At 41.5% G+C, this 12,147-nt stretch carries 15 protein-coding genes; 11 read left to right on the forward strand and 4 right to left on the reverse strand.

Annotated elements, in window-relative coordinates; all coding sequences use genetic code 11:
* The first annotated feature begins 367 nt into the window (after positions 1-367).
* The 7 genes from PCY14_RS08650 (at position 368) to PCY14_RS08680 (ending at position 6,077) form a co-directional block, all read left to right on the forward strand.
* Positions 368-2,500 carry a Tex family protein gene (locus PCY14_RS08650; RefSeq protein ID WP_021152081.1) on the forward strand — a complete coding sequence of 711 codons (2,133 nt, stop codon included), beginning with the start codon at positions 368-370 and terminating at the stop codon, positions 2,498-2,500.
* Positions 2,487-2,927 (forward strand): SprT family protein, encoded by a 441-nt coding sequence (locus PCY14_RS08655; protein ID WP_021152080.1) that lies wholly within the window; start codon positions 2,487-2,489, stop codon positions 2,925-2,927. The genes PCY14_RS08650 and PCY14_RS08655 overlap by 14 nt, the downstream gene beginning before the upstream one ends.
* A gap of 66 nt (positions 2,928-2,993) precedes the next feature.
* Entirely contained in the window at positions 2,994-3,257 is a 264-nt protein-coding gene (locus PCY14_RS08660) for a PspC domain-containing protein (protein ID WP_021145684.1), read from the forward strand.
* A 130-nt stretch (positions 3,258-3,387) separates the two neighbouring features.
* The gene (gene hprK / locus PCY14_RS08665; RefSeq protein ID WP_060934188.1) at positions 3,388-4,317 is read left to right on the forward strand and encodes an HPr(Ser) kinase/phosphatase; all 930 of its coding nucleotides are present in this window, start codon (positions 3,388-3,390) and stop codon (positions 4,315-4,317) included.
* Positions 4,317-5,108: a prolipoprotein diacylglyceryl transferase gene (lgt, locus tag PCY14_RS08670; protein ID WP_021145681.1), complete on the forward strand. Its 792-nt coding sequence runs from the start codon at positions 4,317-4,319 to the stop codon at positions 5,106-5,108. The genes hprK and lgt overlap by 1 nt, the downstream gene beginning before the upstream one ends.
* Positions 5,109-5,219: 111 nt before the next feature.
* Entirely contained in the window at positions 5,220-5,618 is a 399-nt protein-coding gene (locus tag PCY14_RS08675) for a DUF948 domain-containing protein (protein WP_002888763.1), read from the forward strand.
* Between the two features lie 12 nt (positions 5,619-5,630).
* A complete protein-coding gene (locus tag PCY14_RS08680; protein ID WP_060934189.1) occupies positions 5,631-6,077 on the forward strand; it encodes a YtxH domain-containing protein in 447 nt (148 codons plus the stop codon).
* Positions 6,078-6,212: 135 nt separating this feature from the next.
* On the opposite strand, the gene PCY14_RS08685 is transcribed toward PCY14_RS08680, so the two are convergent.
* Positions 6,213-6,509: a DUF3270 domain-containing protein gene (locus PCY14_RS08685; protein WP_008534218.1), complete on the reverse strand. Its 297-nt coding sequence runs from the start codon at positions 6,507-6,509 to the stop codon at positions 6,213-6,215.
* 236 nt (positions 6,510-6,745) lie between these two features.
* Between PCY14_RS08685 and PCY14_RS08690 the strand changes: the two genes are divergently transcribed.
* The 3 genes from PCY14_RS08690 to PCY14_RS08700 all read left to right on the forward strand — a co-directional run bounded on the left by PCY14_RS08690 (position 6,746) and on the right by PCY14_RS08700 (position 9,374).
* Positions 6,746-7,675: a peptidase U32 family protein gene (locus tag PCY14_RS08690; RefSeq protein WP_008534219.1), complete on the forward strand. Its 930-nt coding sequence runs from the start codon at positions 6,746-6,748 to the stop codon at positions 7,673-7,675.
* Between the two features lie 95 nt (positions 7,676-7,770).
* Complete coding sequence (locus PCY14_RS08695; protein ID WP_021145677.1) at positions 7,771-9,057, forward strand: U32 family peptidase; 1,287 nt, start codon at positions 7,771-7,773, stop codon at positions 9,055-9,057.
* Positions 9,057-9,374 carry a CHY zinc finger protein gene (locus PCY14_RS08700; RefSeq protein WP_021152077.1) on the forward strand — a complete coding sequence of 106 codons (318 nt, stop codon included), beginning with the start codon at positions 9,057-9,059 and terminating at the stop codon, positions 9,372-9,374. Before PCY14_RS08695 ends, PCY14_RS08700 begins: the two co-directional genes overlap by 1 nt.
* 46 nt (positions 9,375-9,420) lie before the next feature.
* Here PCY14_RS08700 and PCY14_RS08705 read toward each other — a convergent pair whose 3' ends face one another.
* Both PCY14_RS08705 and PCY14_RS08710 read right to left on the reverse strand, forming a co-directional pair.
* A complete protein-coding gene (locus PCY14_RS08705; RefSeq protein WP_008534222.1) occupies positions 9,421-9,960 on the reverse strand; it encodes a biotin transporter BioY in 540 nt (179 codons plus the stop codon).
* A gap of 94 nt (positions 9,961-10,054) precedes the next feature.
* A complete protein-coding gene (locus tag PCY14_RS08710) occupies positions 10,055-10,339 on the reverse strand; it encodes a hypothetical protein (RefSeq protein ID WP_037613096.1) in 285 nt (94 codons plus the stop codon).
* 122 nt (positions 10,340-10,461) lie between these two features.
* On the opposite strand from PCY14_RS08710, the gene PCY14_RS08715 reads away from it, so the two are divergent.
* The gene (locus PCY14_RS08715) at positions 10,462-10,674 is read left to right on the forward strand and encodes a YdbC family protein (RefSeq protein WP_004183933.1); all 213 of its coding nucleotides are present in this window, start codon (positions 10,462-10,464) and stop codon (positions 10,672-10,674) included.
* Positions 10,675-10,713: 39 nt separating this feature from the next.
* Here the strand turns inward: PCY14_RS08715 and PCY14_RS08720 are convergent, their stop codons facing one another.
* Positions 10,714-12,048, reverse strand: coding sequence for an Nramp family divalent metal transporter (locus tag PCY14_RS08720; RefSeq protein WP_021145674.1), 1,335 nt, complete (start codon positions 12,046-12,048; stop codon positions 10,714-10,716).
* Positions 12,049-12,147 lie beyond the last annotated feature (99 nt).

Here is a 12,147-nt window from a genome sequence, read left to right on the forward strand (position 1 = left end):
ATACTAAGGGCGTTAATTCTAAGAGAAAATTAGGGCATCAGACGAAGAAGCTCTGCTTCTAGGAGGATGCATCTATTTTCCGCAAGAAATAGCCCGAGTTCAGTTACAAAAGATACTAAGGGCGTTAATTCTAAGAGAAAATTAGGGCATCAGACGAAGAAGCTCTGCTTCTAGGAGGATGCATCTATTTTCCGCAAGAAATAGCCCGAGTTCAGTTACAAAAGATACTAAGGGCGTTATTTCTAAGAGAAATAGCCCTAAACAATAGGTTTACCCTTCTATTATACTACCTCTTGCTTAAAAATTCTCGCTTCAGCTACAAGGTTTTCTCCCCAAGCAAATCTCCTATCGTGTTATAATAGAGTTTATGGAAAATCGTAATTTTGAAACATTGGCTCAGGAATTGGGCCTGAAAAAACAACAAGTTGAAACCGTTTTGGAATTGACCGCAGAAGGCAATACCATTCCCTTTATTGCCCGTTACCGTAAGGAAAAAACAGGCAATCTTGATGAAACGCAAATCAAGGCCATTATTGATATGGACAAGTCTTTGACGGCTCTTTTGGACCGCAAGGAAACGGTTCTGGCCAAGATTGAGGCTCAGGGCAAATTGACTGACCAACTCAGAACAGCCATCGAAGCCGCTGAAAAATTGGCGGATGTGGAAGAACTTTACCTTCCCTATAAAGAAAAACGCCGTACCAAGGCAACCATTGCCCGTGAAGCAGGCCTTTTCCCATTAGCTCGACTTATCTTGCAAAATAGTCCCAACCTCCAAGCTGAAGCTGAAAAGCTAACATCTGAGGCCTTTCCAACGGCTGACAAGGCACTTGTGGGTGCTGTGGATATTTTAGTTGAGGCCTTTTCTGAGGACAATAGTCTTCGTTCTTGGACCTACAATGAAATCTGGAAAAACAGTGACATCACATCGACCCTCAAGGATCAATCTCTGGATGAAAAAGAAATCTTCAAGATTTACTACGATTTCGAGGATAAGGTATCTAAGCTCCAAGGTTACCGTACTTTGGCCCTTAACCGTGGTGAAAAACTGGGCGTTATCAAGGTAGCCTTTAAGCATAATCTTGAGAAAATGCACCGTTTCTACAGTGCCCGTTTCAAACAAAAAAATGATTATATCGAGGAAGTCATCAACCAATCTCTCAAGAAGAAAATCATTCCAGCCATGGAGCGCCGTATCCGTAGTGAGTTGACTGAAGCCGCAGAAGATGGAGCTATTAATCTCTTCTCTGACAATCTTCGAAACCTTCTTCTAGTGTCACCACTGAAAGGCAAGATGGTGCTTGGTTTTGACCCAGCCTTCCGTACAGGAGCTAAGTTGGCCGTGGTTGACCAAACAGGAAAACTCATTACGACGCAAGTTATTTATCCAGTAGCTCCAGCTAGTCAGGCTAAGATTGCCCAAGCTAAGAAAGACTTGGCTGACCTCATTAAAAAGCATGCCATTGAGATTATTGCTATCGGTAATGGAACAGCCAGCCGAGAAAGTGAAGCCTTTGTGGCAGAAGTCCTCAAGGATTTCCCAGAGACTTCTTATGTTATTGTCAATGAAAGTGGTGCTTCTGTCTACTCTGCGTCAGAGTTGGCCCGTCATGAGTTTCCAGATTTGACGGTTGAAAAACGTTCGGCCATTTCTATTGCTCGTCGTCTTCAAGACCCATTAGCTGAGTTGGTTAAGATTGACCCTAAATCAATTGGAGTAGGCCAATACCAGCATGATGTTAGTCAGAAGAAACTCTCTGAAAATCTTGATTTCGTCGTTGATACCGTGGTTAACCAAGTCGGTGTTAATGTCAATACGGCAAGTAGTACCCTCTTGTCACACGTCTCAGGACTCAACAAGACCATCTCTGAAAATATCGTCGCCTACCGTGAGGAAAATGGTGCGATTACATCCCGTGCCGAAATCAAGAAGGTCCCACGTCTTGGTGCTAAGGCCTTTGAACAGGCAGCCGGTTTCCTCCGTATTCCAAACGCAAAAAATATCTTGGATAATACGGGAGTCCACCCAGAGTCTTATCCAGCAGTGAAAGCCCTCTTTAAGCAGTTAAATATCACAAATTTGGACGACTCTGCCAAGGCAAAATTGAAGGCCCTCACTCTTAAAGAAACAGCAGAAGAGCTAGGGCTTGGTCAGGAAACCCTTAAAGATATCATTGCTGACCTTTTGAAACCAGGTCGTGACCTCCGTGACGATTTTGAAGCACCGGTGCTTCGTCAGGATGTTCTTGAGCTCAAAGACTTGTCTGTAGGACAAAAGCTCGAAGGAACAGTGCGTAATGTCGTGGATTTTGGTGCCTTTGTGGATATCGGTGTCCATGAGGATGGCCTTATCCACATTTCTGAGATGAGCAAGAACTTTGTTAACCATCCAAGTCAAGTCGTTTCTGTCGGAGACTTGGTTACTGTCTGGGTGTCAAAAATTGATCTGGAACATGAAAAGCTTAATCTTTCCTTGGTGAATCCACGTGAATCTAACTGATTATGTCAAGACCGTTTCTATTGAAGATTTCGGCTGGAAATTTAAGCATCAGGCCTTGTGGAACAAGCGCCTCCGGACCACTGGAGGGCGATTTTTTCCCAAGGATGGCCACTTAGATTTCAACCCAAAACTTTATGAGGAACACGGCCTTGAAACCTTTCGAAAAATCGTTCGTCACGAACTCTGTCATTACCACCTTTATTTTCAAAAGAAGGGCTACAAGCATGGAGATAGAGATTTTAAGGAGTTACTAGCTAAGGTTGATGGCCTTAGATATGCACCCAAGATGCAAGGTCAGAATGAAACATATTATGTCTATCAGTGTCAATCTTGTGGTCATACTTACCGTCGCAAACGCCGTGTCAATACGCAGAAATTTGGCTGCGGTCTATGCCGAGGTAGGCTCATTTTTCTAAATCAGTCCTAGGGCTGATTTTTTTAGTCTAAAAAAATCATATAATTAAATCAAAGAAGTGATGGGAGAAAAAAAACCATGTCAAATCGTTTTTATAAGACACGAAAAAATAGACTAGTTGCCGGTGTTGTTGCAGGTTTGGCAGACAAGTTCGGTTGGGATATGGCCTTGGCTCGTGTCTTGGCTGTTATTCTCATGATATCGACTCAGTTTGGCATCGTTTTGTATGTGGTTTTAGCTTTTCTTCTCCCTTATAAAGAAGATATTTATCCTGAAATCAAACTCAAAGATGGACGCAAGCGCAAAAATGCTGAACCCGTTGAAGATGAGTGGAACTGGTAAGATTTATAGTTAAAATAAAGTGGCCTGTGCTAGGACTTTGGTGCCTATCATAGGTCTTTTTTGGTTTGAAGGCCGCATTGAAAGCCTTTTTATGTTACAATAAAACTAGTAAAAAATCGGAGGAAATCACATGACAGTAACCGTTAAAATGTTGGTTGATAAGGTTAAACTCAAGGTTATTTATGGTACCAAAGAGCTATTAGAAAAACCAATTACAACCGCTGATATCTCTCGTCCAGGGTTAGAAATGACGGGTTATTTTGACTACTATTCGCCAGAACGAATCCAATTGGTTGGGATGAAGGAGTGGTCTTACCTTAATACTATGACTGACTATAATCGTTACTCAGTCTTCAGTACTATGTTCAAAAAGGAAACGCCAGCTATTATCGTAGCACGTGGGCTTGAAATTCCTAAGGAAATGCTTCGAGCTGCCAAGGAAAATGGCGTTTGTGTGCTCCAAGGCCATAACGGAACATCAACACTTTCTGGTGAGATGTCTTGGTACCTCAATGCACAGTTGGCTGAACGTACCAGTGTTCATGGTGTCTTAGTAGATATCTACGGAATGGGCGTACTTATTCAAGGTGACTCTGGTATCGGTAAGAGTGAGACAGGGCTTGAGTTGGTTAAGCGTGGTCACCGTCTGGTTGCCGATGACCGTGTAGATGTTTATGCTAAGGATGAAGAAACCCTCTGGGGTGAGCCAGCCGAGATTCTTCGCCACCTCCTTGAAATCCGTGGTGTTGGGATTATTGATGTCATGAGCCTCTACGGAGCAAGTGCCGTTCGTAATTCTTCTCAGGTTCAGTTGGCTATCTATCTTGAAAACTTTGAAAAAGGTAAGATTTTTGACCGACTTGGAAATGGCAATGAAGAGATTGAATTGCAAGGGGTTAAGATTCCATGCGTTCGCATTCCAGTTAAAACCGGTCGTAACGTGTCTATTGTTATCGAAGCTGCAGCCATGAACTATCGTGCCAAACAGATGGGATTTGATGCGACTAAAACCTTCGAAGACCGCTTAACAAAACTCATTAGTGAGAACGGAGAAAAGTGATGTTAGCAACTATTGATCCAATTGCCCTAAAGCTTGGTCCCATCAGCATTCATTGGTATGCTATCTGTATTGTATCTGGTCTTTTACTTGCTGTTTATCTAGCCCAGCGTTGGGCTCCCGAAAAAGGGATAGATCCTGAAAATATCTTAGATTTCATTCTCCTTGCTTTTCCAATAGCCATTATCGGTGCACGATTCTATTATGTGATTTTCCAGTGGTCTTATTACAGCCAAAATCCATCGGAAATTCTCGCTATTTGGAATGGTGGGATTGCCATCTATGGAGGTTTGATTGCCGGAGCGGCTGTCCTTTATTGGTTTGCTAAGCGCCATGCCATTGCTGTTTTAGACTTTTTGGATATTACGGTACCTGGCGTTATGATTGCTCAGAGTATCGGACGTTGGGGAAACTTTATTAATCAGGAAGCCTATGGGAAGGCAGTTAGTCATCTCAACTATGTTCCCGAATGGATTCGTCAACAGATGTATATTGAAGGCAGTTATCGTGTTCCCACTTTCCTTTACGAGAGTCTTTGGAATTTACTAGGCTTTCTTATTATTATGGGACTGCGACGTTTTAAAAAGGGACTACGACAGGGAGATTTGACCTCATTCTATCTTATCTGGTATGGTATTGGACGTTTTGTGATTGAGGGAATGCGTACGGATAGCCTCATGTTCGCTGGCTTGCGTGTTTCCCAATGGGTCAGCATCGCCATTCTTATCTTGGGAATAGTCTTGCTCTATTTCCGCAAGCAACGCCCCGAAGCAGATTATAAAATGAAAAACTAGTCATACCACTCAGACTTTGTTATAATATAATGAAATTTATCATAACGAATGTCAAAAGAAGCTGGAAATTTAATTCAGTTTTTCTTTAAAAGGTAAAAAGGAGTCCAAAAAATGGCAGAAATTGCATTTCTTATTATCGCAATCGCTCTTGCAGCCTTCTTAGTTGCATTGATTCCAACACTACTTCGTACACGTCATGTGGTCAAAGAAGTTGAAGAAACGGTTGCTGTTCTACGCACAGATATTAATGTCACACTTCATCAGACTAATGAAATCTTGGCTAAAGCTAATGTTTTGGTCGAAGATGTCAACGAAAAAGTTCAAACCATCGATCCACTCTTTGTGGCAGTAGCTGAGCTTTCTGAAAGTGTTTCTGATTTGAATACTGAAGCCCGTTACCTTGGTGCTAAGGCAAGCGCTGCAGGTGCAAGTGTTGGTAAAGCTGGTTCAGCCTACGCTGTTGGTAAGATAGCCTCAAAACTATTTCGTAAAAAAGACAAGAAAAAATAAGGAGGTCTTTTCATGAGTAAATTTCTAAATACCCTAGTTATTGGAGCAGCTTCTGGAGCTGCTGCAGCTTATTTCTTCACTACTGAAAAAGGTAAAGCCGTTAAGGCTCGTATTGATGAGGAGATTGCCTCATTCAAAGAAGATCCTAAAGCTTACCAAAACCAAGTGGTGGAAAAAGCTAACGACTACAAAGATTTGGCAGTTGATACCTTCCAAGACTACAAAACAAAATTTGAAAATGGTGATATCACTGCAGATGATTTGACAAAAGCCGTTCAAGAAAAAACAGCTCAAGTTGCTGAATTTGCAAAAGATAGCTTTGAATTAATCAAAGAAAAAACAGCCCAAGTGACACCTGAACAAGCAGATGTGGAGGCTAAAACACAAGCTATGGTTGATGATATCGTGATTGATATCAAAGATATTTCTGAAGCAGCAGCAGAATCAGAAGCAAACTAAAAAAGAGCCCGCTGGGCTTTTTTTAGTGCTTGGAAAAGTTAAACTGGACTTCTATGTTAGTCAGGACTTCAAAGACATTTGTCATTGAGTGACAGTATTGTCTAATGAAATGACAAGAAAAACGTTGACCCGAAATCAACGTTTTTTTGCTTTATAATTTTCGATAAGGAAGTAAATGCCAACCTGTCCCAGGATGCTAATTGTAATAGCCCAGAAAAAGGCCCAGAAGGAAGCCACCTGTGCTACCAAGAAAAGGAAGGCAACTAGGACTGTTGAAATACAGAAGCTTGAGATACGTCCGAAGAAAATCATATCTTGTAGCTTAATACTATTATTGTTTAAGCCTTGATAATCCTGATAACTAGTCATTTGTGAGCTATCACTCTCAAGATCTTCCATGTGATCAAATTGACGGTTTAAGTTGTCAGCCATGTCTGCCTCCTTTCTATATCAGATACCTAAAACACTTTAAGTGTTGGCAAAATAACTCGGTCAGTATTTCACTATTTAGAATCTCATTAATAATACCATAAAAAAATTGGACTTGCAAAGTTTTTTTGTATTTTCTCTAAAATTGAGTATTATAAAACTAAATATAAATATCTAAATACACGTAAGTGGACTAAAAATTCTAAAATAATCAGGTCATTTGTGCTATAATGTAAGTTATGGAAAAAATAGTGATTACAGCGACAGCTGAGAGCTACGAGCAGGCACGTGAGCTCCTAGAACTTGGCGTAGATCGTATTTACATCGGCGAAAAAGCCTTCGGCCTTCGTTTGCCAAAGCCTTTTTCATTCGCAGAAATGCGAAAGATTGCAGAGCTGGTACATGAGTCAGGTAAGGAATTAACTGTTGCAGTTAATGCCCTCATGCACCAAGGTATGATGGATGCTCTTCCAGACTACCTTGATTTTCTTGAAGAAATCAAGGCAGATTATATTACGGTTGGTGATGCGGGAGTTTTCTACATCTGTAACCGTGACAATCGTCCCTTCAAAATGATTTATGATGCTTCAACCATGGTAACCTCTAGCCGTCAGATTAATTTCTGGGGCAAACAAGCAGGAGCTTCTGAAGCAGTTTTGGCTCGTGAGATTCCGTCTGCGGAACTCTTCATCATGGCTGAAAATCTTCAAATTCCAGCTGAGGTTTTGGTCTATGGGGCAAGTATCATTCACCATTCCAAACGTCCGCTTCTTCAAAACTATTACAACTTTATCAAAACAGATGAATCTGTTACTAAAGAACGTGACCTTTTCCTCTCTGAGCCTGGAGATCCAGATTCTCACTACTCAGTTTATGAAGACTTGCATGGAACACATATCTTTGCCAACAATGACCTGGATATGATGACTAAGCTTTCAGAACTCATTGAACATGGCTTTGACCACTGGAAATTGGATGGCGTTTATTGTCCAGGTGAAAACTTTGTAAAAATTACTGAGTATTTTGTGAAGGCTCGTGACCTCATTGAAGCTGGCGAATTTTCACAAGACCAAGCCTTTCTTTTTGATGAGGCTATTCACAAATTACACCCAGCCAACCGTGGTTTGGATACAGGTTTCTATGATTATGAACCTGACCGTGTAAAATAAACATACTTCCTCCTTCGTTTGAGAGTTTTCCATTTTCAGGGAACGAAGGAGCCTTCTAAAAACTAAAATCGACAATCTTGCAAATTGGAGAAATTATGACTACAACTAAAAAACGCCCAGAGGTTTTGGTACCTGCTGGGACTTTGGAAAAATTAAAAGTCGCTGTAAATTACGGCGCAGATGCTGTTTTCGTTGGTGGACAAGCCTATGGTTTGCGTAGCCGTGCCGGAAACTTTACCATGGATGAACTTCGTGAAGGTATCGAATACGCTCACGCTCGTGGTGTTGATGTGCACGTTGCTTCAAACATGGTTACCCATGAAGGAAATGAAAAAGGTGCTGGTGAGTGGTTCCGTGAATTGCGTGACATGGGACTTGATGCCGTTATCGTATCTGACCCAGCCTTGATTGAAATCTGTTCAACCTACGCTCCAGGACTCAATATCCATTTGTCAACGCAAGCATCTGCGACAAACGTTGAAACCTTCCATTTTTGGAAACAGTATGGCTTGACCCGTGTTGTTTTGGCACGTGAGGTTACTATGGAAGAATTGGCCGAAATCCGTAAACGCACGGATCTTGAAATCGAAGCCTTTGTCCACGGTGCTATGTGTATCTCATACTCAGGTCGCTGTACCCTTTCTAACCATATGTCAGACCGTGATGCCAACCGTGGTGGTTGCTCTCAGTCATGCCGCTGGAAATACGACCTTTACGACATGCCATTCGGTCAAGAGCGCAAGAGTATTCATGGTGAAGTTCCTGAAGAATACTCAATGTCAGCCGTTGACATGTGTATGATTGAAAACATCCCAGACCTTATCGATAATGGTGTTGATAGCCTTAAAATCGAAGGTCGTATGAAATCTGTCCACTATGTTTCGACGGTTGCCAACTGTTACAAGGCTGCCTGTGACGCCTACATGGAAAGTGCAGAAGCCTTTTACGCCATCAAAGATGATTTGATTGATGAGCTTTGGAAAGTTGCCCAACGTGAATTGGCAACTGGTTTCTACTACAAGACACCAACAGAAAACGAGCAACTCTTTGGTGCTCGTCGTAAAATTCCACAATACAAATTTGTTGGTGAAGTCGTTGACTTTGACCCAGCAACTATGACAGCTACAATCCGTCAACGTAACGTTATCCTCGAAGGTGACCATGTTGAATTCTACGGACCAGGTTTCCGTCATTTTGAGTGTGACATCAAGGACCTTCACGATTCAAATGGCAATAAGATTGACCGTGCACCAAACCCTATGGAACTTCTTACTATCACTGTGCCACAAGAAGTTAAACCTGGTGATATGATTCGTTCAACCAAAGAAGGTTTGATTAACCTCTACCAAAAAGACGGTTCAAGTAAAACTGTTCGTGCCTAATGACGAAAAAAATAAACGGTCTTTTAGTAGATGATGAAAGCAGGTGCCAGCATTATCACACAGAGCTTGATATTGTTGCCTTAAAATGTTTCCAGTGTCAAAAATATTATGCTTGTTATCAGTGTCATGATAGCTTGGAGGACCACAAGTTTAGAGCCTATCCTTGTCAGTTGAAGGAGGACAAGGTTCTTATTTGCGGTGTTTGTAGGCACGAAATGACGATTGAGGAGTACCAAGAGGCAGTAGCCTGTCCCAATTGTCACAGTTCCTTTAACCCAGCTTGTTCAAAGCACTATGACATTTATTTTGCAAAATAAAAAGATTGAAGATTCTGTTCCAACGAACAAAGTCTTCAATCTTTTTTTAGTTAAAGTAGCTATGATTTTTTAGTGCTTTTAAGACTGGCTTAGTCACCAAAGAGACGATGAGTCCTTTTAACAGGTCAGGAATGATAAAAGGTGTCAAACCGACAGCTACGGCTGTAGACCAACCCATATTTCCCAGGAAGTGAAGGGTGAGAATTCCACCGACAAATACTGGGACATCTCCTAAAACAAAAGCCAAAAAGATTTTCCAAATGGGTGTATCAGCATTGGTCAGTTTAGAAGTGATAAAGGCGAAAAGGGGATAGGCAAGTATATAACCAGCTATTGGACTAAAGAAGGTTTGAAAACCACCGCTACCTCCTGCGAAAACGGGTAGACCAATTGCACCGAGAATAAGATAGAGGAGAGCAGCAAGAGTAGCTTCCCTCGGTTTAAAAATGGCAGCCACCAGTCCTACAGCAAAGGTCTGTAAGGTGATGGGCACCGCTCCTATCGGAATGATGATTTGTGATAGGGCAGCAATGATAGCAGCTCCAAAGGCTGGAATAATGATATAAAGTGTACGATTCTTTGACATTTTTAGTTAACCTCCATTCATACAACAGTTAACTTATTATAGCAAGTAGTATATTTTTAGTCAACTGAAAAATAAAACGAAGTTAACTATTTCGTTAACTTCGTTGTGGTATGATTTTGAGACGTTTAATGTCTTTTAGTTCAATCATGCTGATAACCTTATCTTGTTCGATGAAGAGTGCTTGTCGTTCCCTGTCATAACGATTGATGTACCCTTTATAAATCTTTTGGTTAGACGTCAGCATGACCATCTGTTTATTATCAATAGCATCGTAGATATCATTAATAAGCTGATTCTGCAGTAGGTGGACAGGTTTGCTGTGACCTGTTTCCACAAACTGATGAAGCTGATGCTTTACCGCTTCTAAAAAGTTTATCATGGTCATTTCCCTCGTTTCTTGTTAAAATAATTATAGCATGAAAGGTGAAATTTTGTGGATAAGTTAGTCAAAATCGCACCATTTTCACAGAAAAAAACGAATAAACCTAGTGGAGGTACAAAATGGCAGAATTTTCATTTGAAATTGAAGAAAAACTCTTGGTCTTGTCGGAGAACGACAAAGGTTGGACCAAGGAACTTAACCGTGTGAGCTTTAACGGAGCACCAGCCAAGTATGACATCCGTAGCTGGAGTCCAGACCACACCAAGATGGGAAAAGGTATAACCCTTAGCAACGAAGAATTCCAAGTTCTAGTTGATGCCTTCAAAAAATAAGAAATAAGGTCAGCAGAAGAGCTGGCCTTATTTTTGTGTTTAAAACGTATCAAAGATAAGTTTGAGATTAAGAATGGTTAGGATAATAGCGATGGCATAGCCAAGCAAAGTATTCCACTTGGCATTGACGTGTTTTCCCATGAGTGATTTTTTAGAAGTATAGTAAATCAGAGGGAAAATAGAGAATGGCAAGGCAAGTGAAAGGAAAACCTGAGAGTAAACCAAAAGTTGATCCAAAATCTTTTCTTGATCACCGTAAAGAATGGCTACGATGATGACAGGTAGGAGGGCGAAAAGACGTGTGAACAAACGTATCACCCACTGAGGCAACCTCATATGAAGGAAACCTTCCATAACAATCTGACCTGTCAAGGTTCCGGTGATAGTAGAGTTTTGACCACTAGCCAAGAGCGCCAAGGCAAAGAGTGTTGAAAGTGTCGAACTAGCTACCGCACCGGCAATCTTAGAGTCTTGAAGGGCATCGTACATTTGTGAAAATGCCGAAATATCAGAAGCATGACCATAGAAGAGAGCCGCCCCCAAAATCAAGAGGAGGGAGTTCACCACAAAGGCCAAACTCAACTGAATATTAGAATCCCAAGTCATGAAGCGCACAGCCTTGGTTACATCTTTTCCATCAGTGTGGTCTACCTTACGTATCTGAGATATGGATGAATGTAAGTAGAGGTTGTGAGGCATAACCGTTGCCCCGACAATCCCAAGTGCCAAGGTCAACTGGTTGGTATGTCCAGGAGCGTGTGGCTCGAAGAGCGTTGGCGTAGGGAGATATCCCTTGAGAATTCCTGTTATACTAGGCTCTGACAAGGCCACTAGATAAACAAAGATAATCAAGATTGTCAAAATTAAGGTAGAAACAATCGCTTCGATTTTCTTGAAACCTAGCTTCATGATGAGTAGTAGCAGGAAGACGTCTAGGACAGTTGCCAGAATGGCAATCATGATTGGGATACCAAAGAGAAGGTTTAAGGCGATGGCAGAACCAAGCACCTCAGCCAAGTCCGTCGCCATCAAGGCTAACTCCAAGATAACCCAAAGCGTGTATCGCAACCATTTTGGCGAGTGAAAGGCAGTAGCTTGCGCCAAGTCCATCTGGGTTACAATCCCTAATTTCCCAGACATTTGTTGCAACTGCATGGCAATCAAAGAGGAAATTAAGATAATGAAAAGCAAACTGTACTTGTAGGTTGCACCACCAACAACACTGGTAATCCAGTTTCCGGGATCCATGTATCCCACAGCCACTAGTGCCCCAGGCCCTAAGAAAGCCTTGAGATTTTGCCAAAAACGGTTATTATTTGGTGTATCAATTGATTGGTTCACTTCAGAAAGTGAAACCTTTTTTAAAGATGTCATAAGCACCTCTTTCTAAGTCTTATCTGAATGGAAGCGTCACTATTACCACTCATCAAGACAACCTAATTATAACACTATGAGAAATATGTGCAAGATTTT

Source organism: Streptococcus sp. SV2, assembly GCF_030440175.1.
In the GTDB taxonomy this organism is placed as follows: Bacteria; Bacillota; Bacilli; order Lactobacillales; family Streptococcaceae; genus Streptococcus; species Streptococcus raffinosi.